This window comes from Spirosoma sp. KNUC1025, from assembly GCF_045160025.1.
In the GTDB taxonomy this organism is placed as follows: domain Bacteria; phylum Bacteroidota; class Bacteroidia; order Cytophagales; family Spirosomataceae; genus Spirosoma.
In genome coordinates, this window is record NZ_CP087139.1 from 4,648,942 (window position 1) to 4,674,827 (window position 25,886).

The 25,886-nt window shown below is 50.9% G+C and carries 22 protein-coding genes and 1 pseudogene; 15 read left to right on the forward strand and 8 right to left on the reverse strand.

From position 1 onward, the window contains the following. Window positions 1-58: 58 nt before the first annotated feature. From LN737_RS20425 to LN737_RS20445, 5 genes and pseudogenes are all read right to left on the reverse strand, one after another. Window positions 59-510: pseudogene (locus LN737_RS20425) on the reverse strand (MarR family winged helix-turn-helix transcriptional regulator). A gap of 117 nt (window positions 511-627) precedes the next feature. Then, entirely contained in the window at window positions 628-1,215 is a 588-nt protein-coding gene (locus tag LN737_RS20430; protein ID WP_405511673.1) for a helix-turn-helix domain-containing protein, read from the reverse strand. An 83-nt stretch (window positions 1,216-1,298) separates the two neighbouring features. Beyond that, window positions 1,299-1,565, reverse strand: coding sequence for a hypothetical protein (locus tag LN737_RS20435; RefSeq protein WP_405511674.1), 267 nt, complete (start codon window positions 1,563-1,565; stop codon window positions 1,299-1,301). Between the two features lie 93 nt (window positions 1,566-1,658). Beyond that, complete coding sequence (locus tag LN737_RS20440; protein WP_405511675.1) at window positions 1,659-2,510, reverse strand: SDR family NAD(P)-dependent oxidoreductase; 852 nt, start codon at window positions 2,508-2,510, stop codon at window positions 1,659-1,661. A 172-nt stretch (window positions 2,511-2,682) separates the two neighbouring features. Beyond that, on the reverse strand, window positions 2,683-4,842 hold the full coding sequence (locus LN737_RS20445) for an alpha-rhamnosidase (protein WP_405511676.1): 2,160 nt from the start codon (window positions 4,840-4,842) through the stop codon (window positions 2,683-2,685). Between the two features lie 331 nt (window positions 4,843-5,173). Here LN737_RS20445 and LN737_RS20450 point away from each other — a divergent pair, with 331 nt between their 5' ends. From LN737_RS20450 to LN737_RS20520, 15 genes are all read left to right on the forward strand, one after another. Beyond that, window positions 5,174-6,592, forward strand: coding sequence for an L-fucose/L-arabinose isomerase family protein (locus LN737_RS20450; protein WP_405511677.1), 1,419 nt, complete (start codon window positions 5,174-5,176; stop codon window positions 6,590-6,592). Window positions 6,593-6,622: 30 nt separating this feature from the next. Next, window positions 6,623-7,510 (forward strand): alpha/beta hydrolase, encoded by an 888-nt coding sequence (locus LN737_RS20455; protein ID WP_405511678.1) that lies wholly within the window; start codon window positions 6,623-6,625, stop codon window positions 7,508-7,510. 14 nt (window positions 7,511-7,524) lie between these two features. Beyond that, window positions 7,525-9,111 (forward strand): DUF1593 domain-containing protein, encoded by a 1,587-nt coding sequence (locus tag LN737_RS20460; protein ID WP_405511679.1) that lies wholly within the window; start codon window positions 7,525-7,527, stop codon window positions 9,109-9,111. Between the two features lie 14 nt (window positions 9,112-9,125). Next, on the forward strand, window positions 9,126-9,935 hold the full coding sequence (locus LN737_RS20465) for a transketolase (RefSeq protein ID WP_405511680.1): 810 nt from the start codon (window positions 9,126-9,128) through the stop codon (window positions 9,933-9,935). Window positions 9,936-9,992: 57 nt separating this feature from the next. Further along, the gene (locus LN737_RS20470) at window positions 9,993-11,027 is read left to right on the forward strand and encodes a nucleoside hydrolase (protein WP_405511681.1); all 1,035 of its coding nucleotides are present in this window, start codon (window positions 9,993-9,995) and stop codon (window positions 11,025-11,027) included. A gap of 92 nt (window positions 11,028-11,119) precedes the next feature. Then, a complete protein-coding gene (locus LN737_RS20475; RefSeq protein WP_405511682.1) occupies window positions 11,120-12,088 on the forward strand; it encodes a transketolase family protein in 969 nt (322 codons plus the stop codon). A 92-nt stretch (window positions 12,089-12,180) separates the two neighbouring features. Then, window positions 12,181-13,593: a DUF1593 domain-containing protein gene (locus LN737_RS20480; protein ID WP_405511683.1), complete on the forward strand. Its 1,413-nt coding sequence runs from the start codon at window positions 12,181-12,183 to the stop codon at window positions 13,591-13,593. 101 nt (window positions 13,594-13,694) lie between these two features. Beyond that, window positions 13,695-14,654, forward strand: coding sequence for a D-ribose ABC transporter substrate-binding protein (locus tag LN737_RS20485; protein WP_405511684.1), 960 nt, complete (start codon window positions 13,695-13,697; stop codon window positions 14,652-14,654). 6 nt (window positions 14,655-14,660) lie between these two features. Further along, complete coding sequence (locus LN737_RS20490; protein WP_405511685.1) at window positions 14,661-15,329, forward strand: DUF2291 domain-containing protein; 669 nt, start codon at window positions 14,661-14,663, stop codon at window positions 15,327-15,329. A 23-nt stretch (window positions 15,330-15,352) separates the two neighbouring features. After that, a complete protein-coding gene (locus LN737_RS20495) occupies window positions 15,353-16,903 on the forward strand; it encodes a sugar ABC transporter ATP-binding protein (RefSeq protein ID WP_405511686.1) in 1,551 nt (516 codons plus the stop codon). Window positions 16,904-17,006: 103 nt separating this feature from the next. After that, a complete protein-coding gene (locus tag LN737_RS20500) occupies window positions 17,007-17,987 on the forward strand; it encodes an ABC transporter permease (RefSeq protein WP_405511687.1) in 981 nt (326 codons plus the stop codon). Window positions 17,988-18,038: 51 nt separating this feature from the next. After that, window positions 18,039-19,526, forward strand: coding sequence for an FGGY family carbohydrate kinase (locus LN737_RS20505; RefSeq protein WP_405511688.1), 1,488 nt, complete (start codon window positions 18,039-18,041; stop codon window positions 19,524-19,526). Window positions 19,527-19,731: 205 nt separating this feature from the next. Further along, entirely contained in the window at window positions 19,732-20,127 is a 396-nt protein-coding gene (locus tag LN737_RS20510) for a hypothetical protein (protein WP_405511689.1), read from the forward strand. A gap of 208 nt (window positions 20,128-20,335) precedes the next feature. After that, window positions 20,336-20,593, forward strand: a complete 258-nt coding sequence (locus LN737_RS20515; protein ID WP_405511690.1) for a hypothetical protein — start codon at window positions 20,336-20,338, stop codon at window positions 20,591-20,593. A gap of 77 nt (window positions 20,594-20,670) precedes the next feature. Beyond that, the gene (locus LN737_RS20520; RefSeq protein ID WP_405511691.1) at window positions 20,671-22,623 is read left to right on the forward strand and encodes a response regulator; all 1,953 of its coding nucleotides are present in this window, start codon (window positions 20,671-20,673) and stop codon (window positions 22,621-22,623) included. A gap of 66 nt (window positions 22,624-22,689) precedes the next feature. Here LN737_RS20520 and fbp read toward each other — a convergent pair whose 3' ends face one another. The 3 genes from fbp to LN737_RS20535 form a co-directional block, all read right to left on the reverse strand. After that, window positions 22,690-23,691, reverse strand: coding sequence for a class 1 fructose-bisphosphatase (gene fbp, locus LN737_RS20525; RefSeq protein WP_405520475.1), 1,002 nt, complete (start codon window positions 23,689-23,691; stop codon window positions 22,690-22,692). Between the two features lie 170 nt (window positions 23,692-23,861). Beyond that, entirely contained in the window at window positions 23,862-25,181 is a 1,320-nt protein-coding gene (locus LN737_RS20530; RefSeq protein ID WP_405511692.1) for an MFS transporter, read from the reverse strand. Beyond that, entirely contained in the window at window positions 25,178-25,846 is a 669-nt protein-coding gene (locus LN737_RS20535; RefSeq protein ID WP_405511693.1) for a bifunctional 4-hydroxy-2-oxoglutarate aldolase/2-dehydro-3-deoxy-phosphogluconate aldolase, read from the reverse strand. Before LN737_RS20535 ends, LN737_RS20530 begins: the two co-directional genes overlap by 4 nt. Between the last annotated feature and the right edge of the window lie 40 nt (window positions 25,847-25,886).

Genomic DNA, 25,886 nt, shown 5'->3' on the forward strand with positions numbered 1-25,886 from the left:
CAAATTGTTGACTTGTTGTATGGCATACTGTATATGTTTCGCTCTATCAATCGACATGTCAATCAGTCAACAAGGCAATCATTTCATTCATCAGGTCGATGGATTTTGTAAAGTAGGCTTCAATGATTTTTCGCTCCTCGGGCGAGAAGGAAGCTATAAGTTCTTCTGTCCTGGACCGGAACTCCCGATACAGCGGTTCGAGGAGCGCCATTATCGTCTCCGTGTTTGGCACAATGAAAACCTTCCGTCGGTCGTCGGCCGCAAACTGGCGTTTGACCAGCCCTTTTTTTCAAACCGATCGATTAATCCGGTAACGGCGCCGGTCGTTAAGCCCGTTAGCGTGGAAAGCTCCCCCGCTGTCATTTGACCCTTTTCGATCAGGAAGCCCAGATACTTATGATCAGTACCCGAAAGGCCGGCCTTTCGGGCAACGGCTTCGTGCATCTGTATAGACGTATAGGCGTATAGCTGGCTGAGTTTCCTTGTGGATTTAACTACATCATCTTTCATCAATTATCTTAATTACTAAATATCTTAGTTACAAAGATAATTAAAAAGACAAATTCAAAAAATAAAATTCTCGATACTGCTCATCCGTGATACAATCGTAGACGAGCATCGGATTCATCAATTAAACCGCTCCCGAAATTCCAGCGGGGTTTGTCGGGTCTTTTCCTTGAACAGCTTACTAAACGATTGGGGGTGCTCAAAACCGAGTTCGTAAGCAATTTCGCTAACGGACAGGCTAGTTGCCGAAAGCTTTTCCTTCGCTTTTTCAATCAGTTTTTCGTGAATCAACTGCTGGGTGTTAAGACCCGTTAATGAACGTAGCAGATCACTTAAATAGCTTGGTGAGAGGTGCAATTGATCGGCAAGGTACTGAACCGTTGGAATGCCTTTGTCTAACGAGTTGGGCCCATCAAAATAGTCGTTCAGTATCGTATCCAGATGTTGCAGCACCGTATGGTTAACGGACTTGCGGGTAATAAACTGCCGTTTGTAGAAGCGATGGGCATAGCTCAGGAGCAGCTCAATCTGGGAGATGATGACGTCCTGACTGAACTCGTCGATGCGGTTGCTTAACTCCTCTTCCAGATTCCTGAAAAGCGCCAGAATAACCTCTTTTTCTTTATCCGACAAATGCAGGGCTTCCTGAACCGAGTACGAAAAATAATTATACTGCCTGATCTTCTGCGCCAGCGGATAATTCAGCAAAAAATCGGGATGGATCAGTAACGAAATCTGCTGGTTGGCGCACCGATTCTCACCGTTGTTATTTTCTTCTTCGCTACCGCCAATCAGTTGGTTCGGAGCCGCAAAGAATAGCCCGCCCTCATTGTAATCAAAATGGGTCTGTCCATACCGCAGAGTGCCCCCATATAAGGCCGAAACGAGATTTTGTAAAAGCTCAGTACGTGTCTGGACAGCGGCACAGGCCCCTCCAACGGCTTGTCGACACCGTTGAACAGCGTAATCAGCGGATGCAGCGGAGCCGGTAGCCCAGTGGCTTTCGATGCTTCGGAAAGGGATTCAAATCGTATTGGGGTGGTTTCGGTCTTTTTCATAGGGTTTAGTCGGATAGTCGCATCATTGAGTATTTGGCGTAATGTAACTGCCGGTATATCAGTTGTTATTACCGGCAGTTGATGGATACGTGGTTAGCCTTGAGCTGCATTGGAAACGGCTTCCCACGCTTCCCAGGTTGCCAAACGTTGTGCGTAAGCCTTGCGAACTTCCGGTAACGTATGACTTCCCAGAAATAGCCGCAAAGGCGGATTGGGCGCATCGACAACGCTGAAGATCGCTTCCGGCGTGGCTTCGGGATTACCCCGTTCAATCGTCCGGAGATTTCCGACAAAGGCAGCTTTAAAGTCATTATAAACCGGCAGGCTAGCCGCAAACTTCAGCGACTCCTGACTACCAAACTCCGTAGCATAGGCTCCGGGTTCAATAATGGTCACGTCGATACCAAATTGCTTGACCTCGGCCGCCAGACTTTCGTAAATCGCTTCGAACGCCCATTTCGTGGAACAGTAATACCCAATGACTGGATACGTAACATGCCCCAACGAGCTGGATGTCCCCAATATATGCCCTTTCCCCTGTCTGCGCAACAGCGGCAAAGCAGCCTGAATAACGGAAACCGGCCCCAGCACATTGGTATCATACAACGCCCGGATATTATCGGCAGAGGCTTCTTCGATAGTCCCGACCAGCGAATAACCGGCATTATTGAAGACAATGTCCAGCCTGCCAAAATGAGCATGGGCCGATTCGACCGCCGATTTTACCTGTTCGGGATTTGTTACGTCCAGGGCCAGCGTTAACACGCGATCCCCGTATTTCGCCTTCAGATCGGCCAGGCTTTCTACGTTACGGGCAGTGGCCGCTACCTTATCGCCCCGCTGCAAAGCCGCTTCAGTCCAGACACGCCCAAACCCTCGGGAAGACCCGGTAATAAACCATACTTTTTCTGTTCCACTGGCTGTATTTTCCTGCTGTTGTACCATGATTATTAACGAGTAAATGAATGAGGGTACAAAGGTCAGCAGTCGACCGCCGGGGGATGTAGTCTAAATGAGGTTCGTTGTAGTCAATATGAGGATTGGCCTGGGATATTGTGTGAGCGTGAGGTTAACTTCTGCAACTGCTCATCTGCAATGTAATCGCGGACAAGCTTCTTTACAGTTTATAACTCACTACGTAATTCTTTCCTTTCTCGACCATCAATTCATATACGCCGTTTGTGGAGCGGATTTCAGCTTGTTTGCAGACTGGTTTGGTTTTGCTTTTGAAGCGTAGTATTCCAGTTCCGGCGGCTCCTGTTACGTTGATTTCCATTGCGCTGCAATACACGCTTACGTCGCCGTCGGGAGTAGGCACTTTGCCGGCTATCCATTGAAGGCCACCCAGTTGCGGTTCGATCAGATACGTAGCGTAAGCGGGTGAGGTTGGCTTGACACCGAGGTAGTACTTGCCCAGCAGATAGATCGGGCTGGCTCCCCAGGCATGGCACAGGCTCTTGCCGAACGGACGACCGTACATGGCATAGTGTTCAGCGCCTGTTTTGGTCGGGTTATATTCTTCCCAGAACGACGTAGCGCCCAGATTCAGCATACCACCCCAGTATTCCTTCATTTCGTTCGTTACGTACGCCTGCTCGCCCAGCGCACACAGGGCTTCGAGTTCGTAGAAACGCATGTAGGGCGTGGTGATTTTTGGCACTTCGGGGTTCAGCAACACGAATTGTTTCACGGCCTGTTTCTTGGCATCGTCGAAGTAGTTGAAAAAGATGGCAAACATATTGGCGTAGCGCGTTACGTTCTCGGTCGGCACGCCTTCTACCCGGCTGTGTACCAGTGCGTGTTTGCTCTCATTCCAGTATGTACTGAACAGCTTACCTTTCACGTCGGCCGCCAGCCGATTGTATTTCTGGGCGTTCGGTGTGTCGTTCACGATGTTAGCGCAGAGGGCCATTGTTTCCAGGCTACGGGCAAACAGCAATTGCTCAAAACTGACCTCTCCTTTCTTGCTCAATCCCTCAGCCCAGTCGATAAATACCCAGTCGCCGGCCAGCCCTTCCAACAGACCATTTTTGTTACGTCGGCTGAGGCAATAGTCCATCAGGCTTTGCATACGCGGGTAAAACTGCTGAATGAAGGATTTATCGCCCGTGTACTGGTAGTAATCGTAAATGCTGATGAACCAATAGAATGTATAGTCCATAATGGTGTTGATATGGCTCGTAACCGGCTCTTTGCCCCTGAGTGCCAGCATCGTGCGCGTCACCGACGGCGAATCGAACAGCAGGTAATAATTCATCAGGTAGCTCTGTGCGGCATCGCCCGACCAGATCCAGCGATCACGTTTGATGCCGTCGATGAAAAATTCGCGGGTGTTCAGGTGCAGCGTATAGGTCGCTACGTCATAAATCTTATTAATCTGCTCGTCGTTGCAGCGAAAGCTACCCCGGTCGGTAACGGGCAGGTATTCGTATAACATCGACACCGAGTCCATCGCTACGCTGCCCTCGAATTGTACATTCACGTACCGAAACGCTTTGGTTAATTGCATCGTGGAATCACGCTTCGGCACCTGGTCAATCTGCAGAAAGTCAGTGGTTTCGGCATGGGCTGTATCGCGGGCTTCTTCAGGCGATTCTCCGTAATAAATGTTGACGGCTCCTTTACCGTTCAGGCCGTGCAATTTGACAAATCCAAAGGTTTCTTTGCCGAAGTCCAGAAAGATAGTACCCTGTTTTTTCTCGGTTTTAACCGCCGATAACGCTTTAGTGGTCAGCCGAAATCGGGAAGGGGGAGCTTGTGGGTCGTTGAAATTCCACGTACCGGCTTTCAACCAGGTCGTACCCGACTGGTCGGAAGCTTTTCCTGTTTCGTCGATCCACTCCTTATCCTCAAACGTTACCAGCCACGTAGCATCCGACACGACGTTTTTGCCGCGTACATAAATGGCCGGAACCCGATCCTGGCAGAATACTTTCAGACTCACCTTATGTTTACCCGCCGGTACAGTAATCCGTTTCGGAAAGCCGGGAAATGCTTTTCCATCAACCTTAACGTTGTATGTCCCTTCCACAAACAGATCAACCTCTTCTGACTGCGTCAGGTCGAACTCCTTGTGAAAGTCGATCAGATTATAATGACTGTCTAATTTCCAGAAAGGCGGCAGAAACGTAGTCCGTTCGGTACGTCGGTTCTGCATGTTATTGCCTAACCATATTTCAAAATCACCCGGATACCAGATCCAGGTAGCCCGGCTTTGGGCAAAACCCGACGAAAGGAACGATAAAAGTAGAAAGAGAAGTGAAAGGGCTTTTTTCATCTATCGGAACGAGATAAGCAATAAAAAAGCAAAAATAGAAACCCTTTAGAAAGTAAAGGAAAATATTTGCACGTTTAACCAAAAATCCGCGACGGATGACAAAAACTCGCTCTTTTGCAACGTATCAACTTGCTTTATTTATAATTTGAATCCAAGTATGAAAGTCTAAACAGTACTTTCGCTGAATCGCTTACCCAAATTTCAATAATTTCCGAGAAATTTTCCTGGCGGATACTTTCTTTTTATTTCTTTTATTTTCTTTTATCTTTGTTCGACTACACTGAAGCATGCAATCACATCCTGCTATCACCGGTCCGACCCTATCTTACTCATGAAAATACAATCAGGTGCCCCCATTACTTTAGGTGTTATTATCGGTAACCGGGATTTCTTCCCCGACAAACTCGTTGGCGAGTGCCGCTCCGATCTGCTGGACGTTTTTCAGAAAGTTGGTGTCAATCCGATCATGCTGCCCGAATCAGCGACTAAGCTGGGGGGCGTCGAAACCTTCCAGGAGGCTCAGAAATGCGCTGAACTGTTCCGTAATCATGCCGACGAAATTATGGGGGTGCTTGTCGTCCTGCCCAATTTCGGAGACGAAAAAGGCGTAGCTGAAACGCTGAAACTGGCCCGGCTTGATGTTCCGGTGCTGATTCAGGCGTATCCCGATGATCTGAATCGAATGGACGTAGCGCGTCGGCGGGATGCCTGGTGTGGTAAAATCTCGGTTTGTAACAACCTTTATCAGTTCGGCATTAAGTATTCGCTCACCACTAAACACGTTGTACATCCATCCGACCCCACTTTTGAAGCTGATCTGAAAAATTTTATGGCGGTATGCCGGGTCGTCAAAGGCCTGCGAAATGTCAGGATTGGGGCCGTTGGGGCGCGTCCAGGTGCGTTCAATACGGTTCGGTACAGCGAAAAAATCCTTCAGCGAAACGGTATCTCGGTCGTCACCATCGACCTGTCGCACATTCTGGGTAATGCCAATAAGTTAACTGCTGCCGATCAGTCGGTGAAAGACCGGCTCGATGCGATAAAGGCTTATACACCAACGGGGCGTACACCCGATGATAAACTTGTTCAGATCGCCAAGCTCGATGTTGTCCTGAACGAATTCATGCAGGAACACGCGCTTGACGCTACGGCCATTCAATGCTGGACATCGCTGCAACAGAACTATGGCTGTAACGTCTGTACGAGCATGAGCATTATGAGCGAGAATATGCTCCCCAGTGCCTGCGAAGTAGACGTAACGGGTACGCTGAGTATGTACGCCATGCAACTGGCATCGGGTTCGCCGAGCGCGCTGGTCGACTGGAACAACAACTACGCCGACGATGAAAACAAGTGCGTCCTGTTTCACTGCGGCAACTGGGCCAAATCGTTTTTGCCGGATATTGAGATCAGTACGGCTCCGATTCTGGGCACGACCGTCGGCGAAGAGAATACGTACGGTGCGCTGGCCGGTCGTACACCAGCCTCTCCGCTTACCTTCGGACGTATCAGCACCGACGATCCCAAAGGCATCATGAAAGCCTACATCGGTGAAGGTTTCCTGACCGACGACGCGTTGAATACGTTCGGCAACCGGGCTGTGGCTCAGATCGACAACCTACAGGGTTTGATGCAGTACGTTTGCCGGAACGGTTTCGAACACCATGTGGTCATGAATGCCTCCAAAACAGCGGGGATACTCAAAGAAGCCATGGAAAATTACATGGGCTGGGAAGTGTATAGTCACTAGTTACTTCGACAGGTATAAACCCGATCAACCATGAAACATATAGTTGTCTTAGTGCTTTTGGTTTCGAGTCTGGCGCAGGCACAACAAAAGGAAGTCCGATTGTATGAGGGCGCTGCACCAGGGTCCGAAACGTGGAACTGGCAGGAGAAAAAGAACAACAAAAACGCCATCAAGCTGATGACGGTTTTCAACGTTGTCAACCCCACACTCACGGTGTTTCCGGCCGATCCTGCCCTTGCCAATGGTACGTCCGTTATCATCTGTCCAGGGGGCGGTTTCCACTTTCTGTCCATCGATAACGAAGGGAACGACGTAGCAACCTGGCTGGCCAAGAAAGGAGTTACTGCGTTTGTGTTGAAGTACCGTACGGCTCATATTAATACCGACGACCCATTCGCCGATATGTTAGCCGGTATGAACGGGCCGCGTAAAGCGGAATGGCAGACGGAAAATGAAGCAACGATCCCGTTAACCATTGCCGATGGCCGGGCAGCCATTGCCTACGTTCGCAAACACGCAGCTGAATACGGAGTTGCTCCGGACCGAGTAGGTATTGTTGGTTTTTCGGTGGGAGGTACCGTTACGGCATCATCGGCCTTCAACTATACTGCGGATACCCGCCCGGCTTTTGTCGCCCCGATTTATCCGTATATGCCGGCTTCTTTACAAGGCAATGTAGATTCGGATGCGCCCCCCATGTTCATTGCCTGCGCGTCTGACGATCAGCTGAATCTGGCCCCGCATAGTGTTGAGCTGTACTCTAACTATCTGGCGGCCAAACGTCCCGTCGAACTGCATATGTATACTAAAGGAGGTCACGGTTTTGGTATGAACAGGCAGAATCTACCATCAGACCACTGGATTGAGCGGTTTGCCGACTGGCTAACGCAACAGGGCTTTATGAAGGCTAATCAATAAATCAGCCCAGCGCAATGAAGTACAAAGGAATCCTGATTGGCCTGATTTGTCTGACATGTTTTGGGCAGACCACCTGCTCCTGGGCGCAGCAACGATCCAGGCCACGTATCGTTGTTACGGCTGACCCCGAACTTGATGATAATAATTCCCTGATCCGATTTCTGCTTTACAGCAGCGATATGGACATCGAAGGATTGGTTTATGCTAGTAGTCAGTTTCACTGGAAAGGCGATGGCAAAGGAACCAAATGGGCCGTTCCCGGAAGGGAGTACAACCGCTTTGGCTTAACGTTGTGTCCCTGTGAGTCGTGGCGCTGGGCAAAAGACGAACGCTTTATTCATGATGCCGTCGGAGCGTACGCCAAAGTATATCCCAATCTGAAAGTGCATAATCCGAATTATCCGACGCCCGATAAACTCCAGTCGAAAATCCGGTACGGCAACATTGAGTTCGACGGGGATATTTCGAAGGATTCACCAGGTTCGGATCTGATTAAATCGCTGATACTGGATGGGAAACCCGGTCCGCTCTTTATTACTGCCTGGGGCGGGGCGAGTACGATTGCCCGAGCCCTCAAATCCATTCAGGAGCAGTATGAATACACGACGGAATGGGAAGCTATCCGAAAGAAAGTGTCTCGAAAAGTAGTGTTGCTGCCTTCCGGCGATCAGGATGATACCTATGCTATGTACATCAAACCGAACTGGCCGGATATAGAGTACCGGCAATTCAGAGGAGGCCCTAATTATGGATATGGGGCACAACTGGGCGCTAAGCCTGACAATGCGCCTTATCTGACTCCCGCCTGGATGAAAGAAAATGTGTTGGACCGTGGACCGCTGGGGGCATTATACCGGGTTTGGGGGGATGGTAAACAGATGGTAAAAGGTGACATCATGGACTACTTCGGCATAGCTGGCCATACGAATGACGAGCTAAAGAAGATGGGCTATGTAGTATGGATGCCTGTACAGCCCAAAAACTCCTGGCTGGGTGAAGGCGATAACCCCACCTTTATGAATATGATGGACAATGGCCTCCGGGCTTATGAAGTCGGTTCGTATGGAGGCTGGGGCGGCCACTCAAGTGGTAACCGGGAAGCCGTCGGTTTTTCGTTTTCTGCCTCTCAGGATACAAGCGCTAACGCCATGGCCACTGCCCTCAGCAACGCCAATACGCAGGCAGTGAAAACAGAAAAGGAATTGGCTTATCCTAATTTCTTTCCGGCCGCACAGCAGGATTTTGCGGCCCGACTCAAGTGGTCAGTTGCCTCCAAATACGCCGATGCCAATCATGCGCCGGTTGTAAAAATCGAAGGGCCGTTAACAGTAATGGCGTCTGCCGGTGATAAAGTACGCCTGAACGGAGCGGTTTCTGATCCAGACGGGAATGCGGTGTCCATCAACTGGTGGCAGTTTCGGGTGGGCAGCTACCCCGGTGAAGTCGCTATTTCCAATCCGACATCAGCGCAGGCTGAAGTGCTTATTCCCAAAGATGCCCTGGGCGGCCAAACCATTCATCTTATTCTTGAAGCAACGGACAACGGAAAACCAGCGCTCACGAAATATCAGCGACTAATTATTACGATAAGAAATAAGTGAGTTTTACAACAGGTATGACTATCAATCAATTAGCCCAAAAGTCGATACAATATCGCCGGAATATTCTCAAATATATCGTCGGAGCGAATGCCGGGCATACGGGCGGCAGCTTGTCGTGCATCGACATTCTGAATGTACTCTACAACAACGTACTGAACGTCAGCCCCGAAACGGCTAAATCGCCCGACCGCGACCGGTATATTCAGAGCAAAGGACATACCGTTGAAGCGCTTTACGTAGTGCTGGCCGACAAAGGTTTTTTTCCGGAATCGGATCTGGAAACGCTGTGCAAATACAAGTCGCATTACATTGGTCATCCAACAAAAAAAATTGCGGGTATCGAGCAGAATACGGGCTCGCTGGGGCATGGTCTGTCGCTGAGCGTCGGTACGGCTATATCGGCCAAACTGGATGAGAAACCGTTCCGTGTGTTCACGCTCCTGGGCGATGGTGAGTTGCCCGAAGGATCAAACTGGGAAGCTGCCTTGTTGGCCGCTCAGTATAAGCTCGATAACCTCTGCGCCATTGTCGATAAAAACGGTTTGCAGATCACGGCGCCTACCACCGATGTGTGCAGCACCGACCCTCTCGACCAAAAATTTGAAGCCTTCGGTTGGGCAGTACGTCATGTCGATGGGCATGATTTTGGTGCCCTGCTGGAAGCGTTCGAAGCGCTGCCGTTCGAAGCCGAAAAACCGAGTCTGATCATCGCGCATACGGTAAAAGGCAAGGGCATCAGCTACATGGAAAACCAGTTGAAATGGCATCACGGCGTACCCAACAAGGAGCAGTACGAACAGGCATTGGCTGAATTGAGCGAATAAATGAGTGAAAGAGCGAATGAGAGCAAGAGTGAATGGGCGGTTTGGCGATTAAAATCAATGAAAAAAATAGAAACAGGGATCTTGTTTTTAGGGCTGATCCTCAGTCTGATAATCACCTCATCCGCTACGTTCGGGCAGTCGGCCACAGGGCTGTCCAGCGTGCAGCCCCGGATGCGGGTAATCATCGATAATGATTTTAGTGGCGATCCGGATGGACTCTTCCAACTGGCGCACCACCTGATGTCGCCTTCAGTGGAAATCCAGGCCATTATCGGCTCGCACCTGAGCGTAAAAGATGGCTTCGACGGTTCAACAACCCAGGCCGACAATGCCGTCAAAAAAGCGCGGGAAGTACTTCAGGTGATGAACATCACGAAGAACATTCCGGTGCTGGCGGGTTCCAACATAGCCATGCCCAACGACAGTACGCCCGTCAGGAGCGAAGCCGTCAATTTCATCATTCAGGAAGCTTTGCGTACCGACACGAAATTGCCACTTTACGTGGTCTGTGGAGCGGGACTGACCGAAATTGCTTCGGCTGTGCTGACAAACCCAGCGATAGCCAACAAACTGACACTCATCTGGATTGGTGGCCCCGAATACACCGATTTGTCTCCACCGCCACCCAATTATACCGAAGTGGAATACAATCTTAACATTGACCGGGCAGCCGCACGGGTTATTTTCAACAAGTCGACGGTGCCGCTCTGGCAAGTGCCCCGAAATATGTATCGGCAATGTTTGCTGACGTATGCCCAACTCCTCACCAAAGTGAAGCCACACGGAAAAATAGGGGCGCACCTGACCGGAACGCTGGAAACACTGATGGCGCGGATTCAGCGGTTCATCAATATTGGAGAAACATACATAGTGGGCGATAGCCCGCTGGTGCTGCTTACTGCACTGCAATCGTCATTTGAAGCCGACCCTTCATCGAGCGATTATGTGATTCGGCAGGCTCCGCTTATCAATCAAAACGCCACCTACGCCTACAATCATAAAGGGCGGCCAATTCGGGTGTATACCCGGCTGGATACGAGCCTGATGATGGCCGATTTTTTCGCCAAACTCGAACTGATGGATGGTCATTAGTCAATGGTCATTGGTCATTTGTTCCTATTGACCATCTCTTATGACCAATGCCTATTGACCAATGACCAAATGACAATTGACCAAAAAATAAGATGGGAGAAGTAATTACAGCAGTCGACAAGAAAGCACTGGCCAATCTGGATGTGTTTTCGAGTACGCTTCAGGAACTGGCCAGCACTGACCGGCAGATTCTGGTGGTTACCAGCGATTCGCGTGGGTCAGGGAAACTGGTGCCTTTCGGGCAGAAATATCCGGCGCAACATATTGAAATCGGGATTGCCGAACAAAATCTGGTGGGTGTAGCTGCCGGACTGGCGTCAACCGGCAAGAAAGTGTTTGCCGTGTCGCCCGCCTGTTTCCTGACAGCACGCTCGTTCGAGCAGATCAAAACCGACGTTGCCTACTCCGACAATCCGGTGAAACTTATTGGCATCAGTGCAGGCGTAAGCTATGGCGCGTTAGGCTCCACTCACCACAGTCTGCATGATTTTGCCGCGTTACGGGCAGTGCACAACCTGACTATCGTAGTGCCCGCCGATAATTTCGAAACCGAACAGGCTATCCGGCTGGCCGCGGAACTCGACCATCCAATTTACATTCGCTTTGGCAAAAAGCCGATGCCGTTGCTATCGGAAGAGAATCAGGAGTTTGAATTTGGCAAAGGGCGTATCATCAGCGAGGGCGACGATCTGGTACTTATTGGCACTGGCGAAACGGTTTACCCCGCTCTTCAGGCAGCCCGCCAGTTAGAGTCTGTTCACGGCATCCGGTCGACGGTTGTTAGTATGCATACCATCAAACCACTGGATTATGACTTACTGGCATACGTAGCGGCCAAAGGTTGTCCAATCCTGACCGTTGAAGAACATAGCGTGTTTGGTGGACTGGGCGAAGCCTGTGCGTCGTTCCTGATACAGAACGGCTTCCGTAATCGATTCAAGATCATGGGCTTTCCCGATGAATATACCATTACGGGTTCACAGAATGAGATTTTCACCCATTACGGTTTGTCGGAAAATGGTATTGCCAATGAAGCGCTGACGATGTTGAATATCCACTAAATTACCCGAAGGCCATGTCTGTTCACCGACCCGAACGTAACAGCCCGGCCAATCAGGAAATTTAGTGGTATAAAGCTTTTCCTAAACCATACATGAAACCCTTATTTTCTTTCATCACTACGTTTTTACTGGCGCTCTCCTATGTAGCGGGTCAGGCGCAGCAACCCGTTCAAAAACTACGGGTATTGGTACTGACGGATATTGAAAATGAGCCCGACGACGCCCAATCGATGGTACGTTTTCTGACGTATGCGAACCAATGGGACGTAGAAGGGCTGATTGCGACTACTTCGGTGCACCAGAAAGATCGGGTTGCTCCAGAACGTATCAAACAGATCGTAACGGCTTACGGAAAAGTCCGAGCGAATTTATTGCTGCACGAAAAAGGTTACCCCGAAACCGCGTATCTGACCAGTATTATCAAGTCAGGGTATCCTAATTTCGGCATGGGAGCGGTTGGGCCGGGGAAAGATTCAGAAGGTTCGGAATGGATTATTTCGGTTGTCGACAAGAAAGACGACCGGCCCGTCTGGATTCCGGTCTGGGGTGGAGCCAACTGCCTGGCGCAGGCCCTCTGGAAAGTTCGTCAGACCCGGACGCCAGAAGACGTTGATGCGTTTGTGGCCAAACTCCGGGTTTATACCATTTCCGATCAGGACGATACGGGACCGTGGCTGCGGAAGACTTTTCCGAACCTGTTTTACATTGCCAGCCCCGGCTTTCATGCGGGCGGGGCCTACCATCATGCAACCTGGAGTGGCATCAGTGGCGATAAATTTCACGGACGGTTTCAGGGCGCTGATTTCAGCCTCGTCGATAATCCCTGGTTAGACGAGAATATCCGTAAAAATCATGGACCGCTGGGCGCCGAGCATCCGTTCACAAAATTTCTGATGGAAGGTGATACGCCAACCTTTCTGTTTCTGATTAACAACGGCTTAAGTGACCCTGAGCATCCTAATTATGGGAGCTGGGGAGGGCGTTACGAGTTTTATACGCCCCGCATGCGTAAGTGGTTTTATGAACCCGAAACGCGGCCGTTCTGGTCGGATGCCGAGGATGAAGTGATGGGTATTGACAGCGGCTGGTACACCAGTAATAAGGCTACGATCTGGCGGTGGCGCAATGCGTATCAGCACGATTTTGCCGCCCGCATTGACTGGACCATCAAACTCTATAAAGACGCGAATCATCCGCCCGTAGCTAAACTAGGTCACCCAAATCAGGTACGGGTAAAAAGTGGAGAAAAAGTCATACTGAGCGCCGAAGGGTCTACCGATCCGGATGGCAATACGCTAACCTACGACTGGATTTATTACCGTGAACCCGGTACGTTCGATAGCAGCCGTGCGCTGGAAATAAAGGATAAACAGAAGAAAAATGCGTTTGTCGTGGCACCGACGGTGACGAAACCCGAAACGTTTCACGTCATCCTGGCCGTGACCGATACAGGTACACCGGCATTAACCCGGTATCAACGCGTCATCGTAACGGTAATGCCGTAATATTTTGTCTTTCAAACGTTTGTCATCCCGACGCAGGAGGGATCTTCGGTAAGAGTACGTCTTAAGATCCCTCCTGCGTCGGGATGACAAAAAAAATGTCCATGAAAAATCAACGATTCATTTTTTTATGGCTTTTGGCCCTTTTGCTGGCGGGAAGCTGCACGAGCAAAACCGATTCCAATCAGCCGAAGAAAGTGGCGGTGATTGTTTCGACGCTGAACAATCCGTGGTTTGTGGTGCTGGCCGAAACGGCTGCGGCTCAGGCGAAAGCATTGGGCTACGAAACCAAAATCTTCGATTCGCAGAACAATACGGCCCTCGAGAGCGACCATTTTGAGAATGCTATTGTCTCGGGTTTCAACGCCATCCTGCTGAATCCAACCGACTCGGATGGCTCCATTGTGAATGCCATGAAAGCCAAAGATGCGGGTATTCCGGTGTTCTGCATGGACCGTGAAGTCAACTCGCCCCAGGCGGCTACCTGTCAGATCCTGTCCGACAATTATTCGGGCTGCGTAGCCATCGGGAAATATTTCGTTCAAACGCTACGTACCCAGGCAAAGGATACGCCCATTAAATACGTTGAAATTCTGGGGCTGGTAGGCGACAACAACACCTGGAACCGCTCGAAAGGATTTCATAGTGTGGTTGATCGCTATACCAATTTCAAGATGGTTGCCCAGCAGAGTGCGGATTTCGACCGCAATAAAGCGATGGAAGTGCTGGAATCCATTCTACAGGCTAACCCCGACATCAACGCGGTTTTCTGCGGAAACGACGCCATGGCGATGGGTGCGTATCAGGCACTGGTAGCGGCTGGCAAAGCCAAAGAGGTGGGTGTGTTTGGTTTCGACGGTGCTGAGGACGTAATGAACTCTATCCGCGATGGGAAGATCAAAGCGACCGGACTTCAATCGCCCCAGACGATGGCCAAAACTGCCGCGCAGTATGCCGATGAGTACTTCAAAGGCAAACGGGATTTTGCTAAAAAAGTACCCGTGGCGGTCGAATTGGTCGACCAGGCGACTATCAGGGATTATCCATCCGCTAAAAAATCCTGACGTACCATGCCGAAAAACAGCCTTAAATACGCCATCCTATTGGTTCTGCTGGGTGTTGTTGCCTACAACTCCGTTTATTTCAAGAAACTGGACGAAGTCAAAGCGGCAGCCGGACCGAATGCCAACCAGACGTTTGATGCCGCAGCGTACGCCAGTACGTTCTGGTCGTCCAAACTGCTGCCTGCGGCACCGGGTGCTACTGACCTGAACACCCTCATCACGTTGCTGAAAACCGACAAGGAGAAAGCCTTTGCTACGTATTCGCACGCATTGGGCATCGGCAACATTCGCTATTTTCTGGTGAAGGCCGAAGGCAAAATAACGGCTGTCGGGGACAACGACGTAACCGTAACGCTCTCCTCCGGCGAGTCGATAAAACTCGCTACCGAATACATTTTTGGCAATGCCGCCCGCGATGCATCGGGCCTGATCCGGATCACGGAGTTTGATAACACCATGGACCTGAACAACGTATCGAGTGAACTCAACTCGATCATCCGAACTAAAGTTGTACCCGATCTGAAAGCCAGCGCCAAACCCGGCAGTCAGCTAAACTTTGTGGGGGCTATCGAGCTGAACCGGGAACATTTACATCTTGAGAATTTGGAAGTTATTCCAATCGTGGTAGAGCAGAGGGCAGAGGGCATGGGGCAAAGGGCATTGGAAGTAAACTAAGTTACTGTTTGACTATGAGCGAAATGAGCATCTTAACCCCTCTGCCCTCTGCCCCACACCCTCTGCTCGTTGCAGAACATATCACCAAGCGATTTTCGGGCGTAACGGCGCTGGATGGGGTTTGCCTGGAATTTCTGGCGGGCAAGGTCACGGCCGTGATTGGTGAAAATGGCGCGGGAAAGTCAACACTGATGAAAATTCTGTCGGGGGTGTACCCCGATTATGAAGGCCAGATTCGATTCAATGGCGAGCCCGTTCGGTTCAACTCCATCCGTGACGCGCAGGCATGCGGCATTGCTATCATTCATCAGGAATTGAACCTGATTCCGTATCTGAGCATTGCTGAAAACATTTTTCTGGGCCGCGAAATCACTACGCGCTGGGGCACACTCGACCGAAAGGCGATGCGCAGCAAAACCCGCGAACTGCTCGAAAAGCTCAAACTACCCATCGAGCCCGATACGTTAGTGGCCAAGCTGAAAGTTGGTCAGCAGCAGGTCGTTGAGATCGCTAAAGCCTTACTGGTCGAGTCGGAGGTGATTATTATGGATGAACCCACTTCGGCCATTACGGAAAGTGAAGTGGCGGTGTTGTTTGACATTATCAACGACCTGCGCCGGGAAAACAAGGCCATTGTGTACATCTCGCATAAGCTCGATGAGTTGTTCACCATCGCTGATCGTTACGTTGTTTTGCGGGACGGAAAGTCCATTGAATCCGGAACGATGCTCGGTATTGACCATGATACACTCATTCGCAAAATGGTTGGGCGGGACATCACCAGCATACGGCGAAAGTTGAATGGGCGAGAACATGCTCCACTCCTGTCGGTCGAAAATCTGTGTCTGACGCACCCCGTTCGGCTGAAAGAGAATCAGCTCAAAAACCTATCGTTCACTGTCGGCCGGGGAGAAATTGTGGGGCTTTTCGGGTTGATGGGGGCTGGACGGACGGAGTTGCTGGAAACTCTATTTGGCCTGCATCCGAAACGCTGCAGCGGTACGGTCAGCCTCGACGGCCAGACGGTTACCCTAAAAGCCCCTATCGAAGCCATCAAGTCCGGTTTGGCGCTGGTGCCCGAAGACCGCAAAAAAGACGGGCTGGTGCTGGGCATGGATGTTCAGACCAACATCAGCCTGACGGCACTGGAAAACATTGAACAGGCGGGTTTCTTGAATCGGGCCAAAGAATCGACGCTGGCCAAAAAATACATCGCTGATCTGCGGATCAAAACGCCGTCGGAAAAGCAGGCGGCCAAAAACCTGAGCGGTGGCAATCAGCAGAAAATCGTACTCTCAAAATGGCTGGCGACGCACCCGAAGCTGCTTATGCTCGATGAGCCGACTCGCGGTATTGACGTAAACGCCAAAAACGAAATTTATAAACTCATTCTGCAACTGGCCGATGAAGGCATGGGCATTCTCGTCGTCTCGTCAGAACTCCCCGAAATCCTGGCGATTTCAGACCGGGTGCTAGTCATGAGCGAAGGGGTATTAACCGCCCAAATGGCTGTGCAGGATGCCTCGGAAGATTCGATCCTGAAAGCCGCAATACCAAAATCAATGAGCGAATGAGCAAAAGAGAGAAAGAGCGGTAAGCTGCCGTAAAATGGTTTCGTTCTTTCACTCCTTCACTCCTTCACTCCTTCACTCCTTCACTCCTTCGCTCATTATAGATATGCAACTGACCGCAACATCTTACCGACCTTTTCTGACGAGATTCCAATCCCTGATTGCCCTGTTTATTCTTTGTCTGGGCATCAGCCTTATGTCCGACAAATTCCTGACGGTCGCCAACTTCTGGAACGTACTGCGGCAGATCTCGGTGAACGTCTGTATCTCTACGGGCATGACCCTCGTCGTGCTAACGGCGGGCATCGATTTGTCAGTGGGGTCGGTACTGGCGTTATCGGGTGCCATCACAGCGGGTTTGCTACGTAACGGTATTCAGTTGCCATCGGCCAATCTGTACATTGGCTTCACCTTGCTGGGCGCTACGTTGGCAGGCTTGATTACAGGCTCTGGGCTGGGCTGGTTTAATGGCTGGGCCATTACCCGTTTCAAACTGCCCCCGTTTGTGGCTACGCTCGCCATGCTGACCATTGCCCGTGGACTTACCATGCTCTGGACAGAAGGGTTTCCCATTACCGGCCTCGGCGATTCGTTTACCTTCCTGGGAACGGGCTGGTTTCTGGGTATTCCGCTACCCGTTTGGCTGTCCGGGGTTATTGTCGCCATTGCGGTGCTGATCACGAATAAAACCCGGCTGGGCCGGTATATCTACGCCATTGGCGGCAGCGAAAGTGCAGCCCGGCTCTCGGGCGTAAACATCAACAAAATAAAAATGGCAGTGTACACCATTGCGGGTGGATTGGCGGCCGTTGGCGGACTGCTCGTTACGTCACGGCTGGATTCGGCCCAGCCTAACGCGGGCACGAGCTACGAACTGGATTCCATTGCGGCCGTGGTTATTGGCGGTACGTCGCTTTCCGGTGGACGCGGCAGCATTCTGGGAACGGTGCAGGGAGCCATCATCATTGGTGTACTGAACAACGGGTTGGTATTGCTGAACGTATCGCCCTTCTGGCAGCAGGTCGTCAAAGGCTTCGTCATTCTGCTGGCCGTAATTATCGATAAATCAAATTCGAAGAGTGAATAATTTTCTGTCCTTTTTCCTGACGTAGAAATAACAGAAAATGACATTAATACTATGACCAATTCCTACATTCTGGCCATTGATCAGGGCACCAGCAGCACCAAAACCCTTCTGTTTGATGGCGAAGGGCGCGTTGTTGCCCGCGCTTCGGAGCCGCTGATTACAAATTATTTTGGCGATGGCTACGTCGAACAGGACCCGGAAGAGATATTCCGAAACGTACTGACATCCGTAGGCAAATGCATCGGAACGTTCGCGGCCGAGGGTGGAAACCTCAAGGCGGTAAGCGCCTGCGGGATCTCCAACCAGCGCGAAACATTCGTGGTTTGGGATGAAACGGGCGTACCCCTTCACAACGCTATCGTCTGGCAATGCAAGCGGTCGATCGGTGTTTGCGAACGGCTGAAAGCGGAAGGACTTGAGGAGACAATTCAGTCGAAAACCGGCCTCTTCATCGACCCTTATTTTTCAGGAACCAAGCTGATCTGGCTGTATGAAAACAACGAAAAGGTCCGCCAGGCGATTGACGCGGGAACAGCGTATTTCGGAACAGTCGATACGTGGCTGCTCTATAAATTATCGAACGGCAAGCGATACCTGACCGATTATACCAACGCATCCCGAACCCTGTTTTTCAACCTCAGTACGCTGAGCTGGGATCAGGAATTACTGGCTGCATTCGGCTTGTCCAGATTAAATCTGCCCGAGCCCAAACCTTCTTCGTATTCGTTTGGTGAATCGAATTTCAACGGTTTGTTCGATCATATTCTGCCCATTACCAGTCTGATCGGCGATTCACATGCGGCATCGTTTGGCGAGGGTTGTTTTACATCTGGCACCGCCAAAGCGACATTGGGTACGGGTTGTTCCATCATCATGAACATTGGCGAAACGCTCACTACGTCGCAGCACGGTATGGTCACAACGATTTGCTGGAGTACGGAGAACCGGGTGGATTATGCGCTGGAGGGCGTAATTGTCACCTGTGGTGCCACCATCGAATGGCTGAAGAACAGCCTGGGCTTATTCGCCGAAAGTCGCGAAACAGAAGCAATGGCAACGGCCGTTCCCGACAATGGGGGCGTGTATATCATACCGGCCTTTAGCGGTTTGGGCGCTCCTCACTGGCAAATGTCTCGCAAGGCATCGATTTCGGGGCTGACGTTTGGTTCGACCAAAAATCACATTGTCCGGGCAGCGCTGGAGTCCATTCCGTATCAGATCAAGGATGTCATCGTGGCGATGGAACAGGATACGGGAATTCCGCTGGCAGAGTTAATGGTAAACGGTGGCATCAGTGCCAACGGCTTTGTTGTCCAATTTCTGGCCGATCTCCTTGGCAAAGCCGTCGTCAACCGCGCCATGCCCGACGTATCGGCGTTGGGAGCCGCTTATCTGGCTGGGTTAAAAACGGGTATGTATAAAGATCTGGATCATTTGCATGTCTTAAATGCGGGTAAGCTCACGGTCAATCCGGCCGGAGAGCGTTCGGCCGTAACGAATGCCTATGCGGGCTGGCAGGTGGCTATTACACAAAACTAAACGCAGACATTTTTTCCATTAGCCAGGGCACTAAACAGCAATGGCACCTTCTACCAGGGTAATAGAAGGTGCCATTGCTGTTTAGTGCCCTGTGCTTCCCAAACTTGCTATTTATCGACTCAAATGAAACAAGGCAAACCGGCGGGACTATAGACCTTTGTTACGTCCGAAGCGGATAACAAAAACCTCTTAGCTAACCCAAAAAATGAACGAGGACTATATTTCACTAAAGGTCGGGGGAAATAAGTTCGGTGCCCCCTTGTTTACAATGACCCTCGGCACGTGGGTCCTGAATGGCATGGTTACCGGAACAGGAACCATTACGCACGGCATCTATCCCACCGCAAAGATTTTCACGTTTCTTTCTGGCCGATTGACCGAAATCGGATCTGGGCTCGACGTAGAGACGACCATCAAACTTACCGGGCATGTGTTTCAGGGCATTACGCCACCTAACCCGGTTAACGTAAAGGACGTATTGATTCAGTATACGGCGGGGCGAGGAACAGCCCGTTATGCCTTTCGCCACCCCAATGGGACTTGGGAAACCATCACGAATGCGCTCGTTGAGGTGGTCGAACCCGTTTTGCAAGTTTATTAAACGGACTTCTGCTTCTTCGTATTGTTGTCACTTCCCAAATGTGATAGTTTTTTACCCAAATGAACTAAGCCACACATGTAAATCCATAGACCTTTGAATAATCCTTTGCAAACGGATATTCCACACCACAGCTCGAATACCACAACCTTCCTCTTTTCAAAGCCAGTGTCGACAACGGCCTGGCTTTGTTTCTCTACACGTATCAGTCATGAAAAAAGTTATCGCTATCCCGCTGCTTGCCGCAATGCTCTTAACTCCTTTACTGCCACGGATTTACATGCCGGACCTTTATCAGGCCATAGACCAGGCTTTCCCGAAAGTTGGTATACTGTTTACAATAGCATTAGATGTTTGCTGCCTATGGATTACTCTGTTTTTATTTTATATGGCAACTCGCTTTAGCTGGTCCATCCGATCAGCCAGAGAAGCAAGCGCAGAAATTGGTCAGTCAAAGGCGGTTATCTAGTCGCTAATTGTCTTGATTTGCTCAGTTACTCCACTAATTTTGTTGGGTAAATTTTAATGAAGCAAGTCCGGATCGGGATGAAAACAAAAATTCTACTGGTGGATGATGAGGATGATCTGGAAGCCCTTTTTAAACAGATTTTCCGACGGCAGATACAAACGAATACATACGAATTTATTTACGTCCGCGATGGTAAGGAAGCGCTGACCGTTCTTGAGCAACAACCTGATATCGATGTCGTACTCAGCGACATCAACATGCCCGGCATGGATGGGCTGACTTTACTGGCCAGGCTTCCGGAAGTTAACCCAATTGTCCGTACCGTGATGGTTACGGCTTATGGGGACATGAACAACATCCGTACGGCTATGAACCGGGGAGCTTTTGATTTTCTGACCAAACCCGTCAATTTCAAGGATCTGGAAGCAACCCTCGACAAAACGATCCGGCACGTAAATCAGTTACGGGAAACGCTCGAGCTGAAAGCGGTCGATGAGATGAAAACCCGCTTTTTCACCAACATCACCCACGAACTTCGAACCCCCCTCACGCTCATCGTTTCGCCAGTTGACAAGTTGCTGGAAGCCTCCGACCTGCCCGCTCCTTATCAGCAACAGTTGACCATAGTCCGACGGAATGCCCGGCAACTGCTCCGGCTAATCAATCAGTTGCTGGATATCAACAAGCTGGAGGCCCAAAAAATGGACCTTGTCAATGAAGTGGGCGACTTACCAAACTTCGTTGGGCAAATTGTGGACCTGTTCCGGCCTTCTACTGAAATCAAGCAGCTCGCTTTGACGTATCAAACGGACATGCCATCCGGAAACTACGTGTTCGATGCGGGTAAATGGGAAAAAATCCTGTATAACTTACTGTCGAACGCGATCAAGTTTACGGAGACCGGGGAAATTACCGTTAGCCTCGTACAGTCGTCCACAGCCGCCCATCTGGCCGTAAAAGACACGGGAATGGGCATTCCAGCGGATAAATTACCCCATATTTTCAACCGGTTCTACCAGGTTGAGAACTCACGCACACGGTCGTACGAGGGTTCGGGTATTGGCCTGGCGCTGGTGCATGAACTGACCACTCGACTGGGCGGCTCGATTCGGGTACAGAGTCAAACGAATGAGGAAACGGGTACGCACTTTACGGTGGAAATTCCGGTATCATTGGCGAGCACATACGCCGAAGTCGAATCGGAACTGGCCCCTACCCTGATCATCGATACGCCCATTTTGATTAACGGAACGGTCGGCACAGAATCGGGCCTGCCCGCCACTACCCCCTTGATACTCGTTGTGGAAGACAATCCCGAGATGCGCGAGTTTATGGTGGCCGAACTGGCAACAACCTACCGCATCCGGTCGGCAGCCAATGGGTACGAAGGGCTGATCCTGGCCAAAGAAGAGTTACCCGATGTGATCATCTCCGACCTGATGATGCCCCGCATGGATGGCTATTCGCTTATTGAGCACATAAAGACCGATCCTGCTACCGACCACATTGCGGTGATCCTGCTTACGGCTAGTGTCGAACAGGGTAGTCGACTGAAAGGCTTTGAATACGGGGCTGACGACTACATCACCAAGCCATTTCACATGGGTGAACTACGGTTGCGCCTGCGGAATCTATTGGATCGCCAGCAAAAACTACGGGATCAATACCAGCAGCAGCTCGCCCAACCCGACACACCCGCACCGCTTGATACGGTTCAGAACCAGTTTCTTCGCCGGTTCTACCAACTCGTCGATGACCATCTGGACGACTCGTCGCTCAGTGTAGAATGGCTGGCCGACCAGTTGGCCATGAGCCGTAAAACGCTTTACTCCAAACTACACACCCTCACGCAGCTATCGCCCAACGAACTTATCCGGCAGTACCGGCTTCGCAAAGCTGTCGACTTATTGCGGCTCGGCCACAACATGTCCGAAACGGCGTATATGGTGGGCTTTGAATCGCCGTCTTATTTCACCAAAGTGTTTCGGGAGTTTTACCAGAAAACCCCCTCAGAATACCTGAAGGGGTAATGATGACCCATCCTGTTACGTACTGAGCGTACTGGTGCGGGTGCTCCGGTACGCTCAACCGCCAGCTTATTGCAGCAAACCAACCAGCTTCTCAACCATAACCGGCGATCCGATGTAAAGCGGTGTACGCTGGTGTAAACTGGTTGGCCGGATATCCAGCACCGACTGATGCCCCGATGAGGCCAGACAACCCGCTTTTTCGGCCAGAAACGCCAATGGGAAGGCTTCATACAAGAGCCGCAGTTTACCGTCAGGATTCTTTTTTGTGGGCGGGTACAGATAAATACCCCCTTTTAGCAGGTTGCGGTGGAAATCGCCCACGAGCGAGCCGATATAACGGGCCGTGTATTGCTTCGACCGGCAGTCGGTCAGGTAGTTCTGTATCCCCTGCTCGTAGCTGTCCACATTCCCGTCATTGCAGGAATAAATCTGGCCATTTGCCGGGCTGTGAATATCGGGATGGGATAGAATAAATTCGCCCAGCGACGAATCGTACGTAAAACCGTTGGCACTATGCCCGGTCGTATACACAAGGATGGTCGATGACCCATAAAGAATATATCCGGCAGCTACCTGACGACGTCCCCCCTGCAAAAAATCGGCTAGCGAAGGCTCTGAACCGATGGGCGTTACGCGCCGATAAATAGAAAATATAGTACCTATGGATACGTTCACATCGATGTTTGACGAACCATCCAGCGGGTCGATGGCCACTACGTACTTGCCCTGGTTATTGCCGGTAAAAATGATATCTTCGTCCTCTTCTGAAATGATTGCGCAGGCTTCTCCCCCATTTTTCAGGGCGCGGCAAAAGCGGATATTCGCGATCATGTCCAGCTTCTGCTGACTTTCTCCCTGCACGTTCTGGATACCCATACCCCCCGTCAGATCGATCAGACCAGCGCGGTTCACTTCGCGGTGAATGATTTTTCCGGCCAGTGCAATATCGCGCAGCAACTGCGACAACTCGCCCGTAGCGTACGGAAACGCCGTTTGCCGATTCATGATGTACCGGTCGAGGGTTACGCCGACGGGTAAGGCTAACGGATGCGAAGCTGTGATTTCCATTTGTTGAACGTCCATGGTTTTTGAGAAGATTTAATATAAAATAGATAGTTTACCGATTATATAGGATTATGAATAGGACGGAGATTACCTGTATGTTTTATCGAGGTTGATTTTAAGTAATACTGCTGGTTTCGGTTCAACGTATCATGATACGTTGAACCGAAACCTTGTTACGCTACCGGTTCCGACTCGGGCGTTTCGAGTTGAACGGGCTGCATTTTAGGGGTAAGGAAGTGCATGATCAGCCAGGCCAGCAGATAAGCGGAGCCACACATCAGAAAGATGATGCCATAACCGCTCTGTACGTCGCCCGCTTTTTTGTAGCTATCCAGAATACGGCCCACGATTTCAGGGAAAATAATTCCGCCGACGGAACCGGCCATGCTGCCGATACCCACCACCGAGCTAACCGCCCGCTTGGGAAACATATCGGAAGCCGTTGTAAAAATATTTGCACTCCAGGCCTGGTGAGCGGCCCCTGCCAGACCGATCAGGGCAACGGCGGTCCAGATACCCGGTCCGAACCGTACGGCAATAACCGGAATGACCAGCAGCGCAAAAATCAGCATGGAAGTTTTACGCGCTTTCCAGACACTCCAGCCACGGCTGATCAGCGCCGACGACAGGTACCCACCCCCGATGCTGCCAATGCTGACCAGTGTGTAGAGAACAGCCAGATACAGGTTGGGTTTTTTGGTGTCGAGGTGGAACGTAGTCGAGAAATAATCCTGCAGCCAGAACAGGAAAAACCACCAGATCGGATCGGTCAGCATCTTGCCAAACACGAATGACCAGGTCTGCCGTTTGCTCAGCAGCAGCCCCCACGAGACGGGTTTGCCATGATCCGCTACGTCGTCGGGGGTAGTTTCGTTATCGCTGTGGATATAATCGAACTCGGCTTTCGAGAGCTTAGCCTGCTTGGCGGGAATTTCGTAACCTACATACCAGAAAATCAGCCAGATAAAGCCAACGGCCCCGGTTACAATAAAGGCCATCTCCCAGCCGTACACACCCAGAATCCAGGGTACCAGTATAGGCGCTACCACCGCACCAATGTTTGCTCCGGAATTAAAAATACCCGTTGCCAATGCCCGTTCCTTCTTCGGAAACCATTCTGCTACGGTTTTGATGGCTGCCGGAAAGTTACCCGCTTCGCCCAATCCCAGCCCGATTCGGGCAAAGATGAACCCCAGCGTACTGGTTGCCAGCGCATGGCCCATTGCCGCCAGACTCCAGAAGATGATGGCGATGGTGTAGCCCATTTTGGTACCGATGCGGTCGATCACGCGACCGAACACTAGCAGACCCAGCGCATAGGCGGCCGAAAAAACCTGTACAATCCGGCTATAATCCAGCTCCGACCAGTTAAACTCTTTCTCCAGCGTGGGCTTCAAAAGTCCAACAACCTGCCGATCGAGGTAATTGATCGTAGTGGCAAAGAATAGCAGGGCTACAATTGTCCAGCGGTAACTTCCAACGGATTTTGTCATGCGGGTTGAGGAATAAAGGGTGTTACCATCTGAACCAGAGCCGCCACACGTTCACGCAACACAGCGGGATCGGCCGTCTGGCCCGAAAACAGTTGCGAACCAATGCCCACAGCTGTTACCCCTGCCCGGAACCAGGATGACAAACTGTCGATGGTAGGCTCAACACCCCCTGTTACCATGAGTTTCAGAAAAGGCATCGGGCCTTTGATGGCTTTGATAAAATCGGGCCCAACTACGTTACCCGGAAACACTTTCACGATATCGGCCCCCAGCAACGTAGCCTGGTAGATTTCATTGAGGGTCGAACCGGCCGGCATCCAGGGGACACCCCGCTCCCGACAAACGTCTCCTACCGCGGCAATCGTTACGGGCTGCACAACAAAGTCGGCCCCGGCATCCAGAAAAGTGGCCGCATCCTCAGGCGTCAGAATTGTCCCGATACCAATGGCCATTTCGGGGCAGTTCTCCCGAACGTACCGAACCAGTTGCGTAAATACAGACAACGCCTGGGTGCCCCGGTTGGTAAACTCAAAAACGCGCAGTCCACCGTCGTAACAAGCCTGCACAATGGCCTGAGCCTGCCCGGCATCTGGATGGTAAAAGACGGGAACAATTGGATGACTGGAAACTAAATCGATGATTTGTTCGGATGAAAATAATGCCATAGGAATTAGGTTAAACTGATTCTATTGATTCGACAGCTGC

What these genes read in the sequence shown, in the direction of transcription:
- LN737_RS20500 (WP_405511687.1), top strand. Translation starts at nt 17,007, where the DNA reads ATGCAACTGACCGCAACATCTTACCGACCTTTTCTGACGAGATTCCAA.
- LN737_RS20520 (WP_405511691.1), top strand. Translation starts at nt 20,671, where the DNA reads ATGAAAACAAAAATTCTACTGGTGGATGATGAGGATGATCTGGAAGCC.
- LN737_RS20475 (WP_405511682.1), top strand. Translation starts at nt 11,120, where the DNA reads ATGGGAGAAGTAATTACAGCAGTCGACAAGAAAGCACTGGCCAATCTG.
- LN737_RS20495 (WP_405511686.1), top strand. Translation starts at nt 15,353, where the DNA reads ATGAGCATCTTAACCCCTCTGCCCTCTGCCCCACACCCTCTGCTCGTT.
- LN737_RS20435 (WP_405511674.1), bottom strand. Translation starts at nt 1,565, where the DNA reads ATGAAAAAGACCGAAACCACCCCAATACGATTTGAATCCCTTTCCGAA.
- LN737_RS20480 (WP_405511683.1), top strand. Translation starts at nt 12,181, where the DNA reads ATGAAACCCTTATTTTCTTTCATCACTACGTTTTTACTGGCGCTCTCC.
- LN737_RS20515 (WP_405511690.1), top strand. Translation starts at nt 20,336, where the DNA reads ATGAAAAAAGTTATCGCTATCCCGCTGCTTGCCGCAATGCTCTTAACT.
- LN737_RS20440 (WP_405511675.1), bottom strand. Translation starts at nt 2,510, where the DNA reads ATGGTACAACAGCAGGAAAATACAGCCAGTGGAACAGAAAAAGTATGG.
- LN737_RS20510 (WP_405511689.1), top strand. Translation starts at nt 19,732, where the DNA reads ATGAACGAGGACTATATTTCACTAAAGGTCGGGGGAAATAAGTTCGGT.
- LN737_RS20535 (WP_405511693.1), bottom strand. Translation starts at nt 25,846, where the DNA reads ATGGCATTATTTTCATCCGAACAAATCATCGATTTAGTTTCCAGTCAT.
- LN737_RS20490 (WP_405511685.1), top strand. Translation starts at nt 14,661, where the DNA reads ATGCCGAAAAACAGCCTTAAATACGCCATCCTATTGGTTCTGCTGGGT.
- LN737_RS20445 (WP_405511676.1), bottom strand. Translation starts at nt 4,842, where the DNA reads ATGAAAAAAGCCCTTTCACTTCTCTTTCTACTTTTATCGTTCCTTTCG.
- LN737_RS20505 (WP_405511688.1), top strand. Translation starts at nt 18,039, where the DNA reads ATGACCAATTCCTACATTCTGGCCATTGATCAGGGCACCAGCAGCACC.
- LN737_RS20450 (WP_405511677.1), top strand. Translation starts at nt 5,174, where the DNA reads ATGAAAATACAATCAGGTGCCCCCATTACTTTAGGTGTTATTATCGGT.
- LN737_RS20455 (WP_405511678.1), top strand. Translation starts at nt 6,623, where the DNA reads ATGAAACATATAGTTGTCTTAGTGCTTTTGGTTTCGAGTCTGGCGCAG.
- LN737_RS20530 (WP_405511692.1), bottom strand. Translation starts at nt 25,181, where the DNA reads ATGACAAAATCCGTTGGAAGTTACCGCTGGACAATTGTAGCCCTGCTA.
- LN737_RS20465 (WP_405511680.1), top strand. Translation starts at nt 9,126, where the DNA reads ATGACTATCAATCAATTAGCCCAAAAGTCGATACAATATCGCCGGAAT.
- LN737_RS20460 (WP_405511679.1), top strand. Translation starts at nt 7,525, where the DNA reads ATGAAGTACAAAGGAATCCTGATTGGCCTGATTTGTCTGACATGTTTT.
- LN737_RS20485 (WP_405511684.1), top strand. Translation starts at nt 13,695, where the DNA reads ATGAAAAATCAACGATTCATTTTTTTATGGCTTTTGGCCCTTTTGCTG.
- LN737_RS20470 (WP_405511681.1), top strand. Translation starts at nt 9,993, where the DNA reads ATGAAAAAAATAGAAACAGGGATCTTGTTTTTAGGGCTGATCCTCAGT.
- fbp (WP_405520475.1), bottom strand. Translation starts at nt 23,691, where the DNA reads ATGGAAATCACAGCTTCGCATCCGTTAGCCTTACCCGTCGGCGTAACC.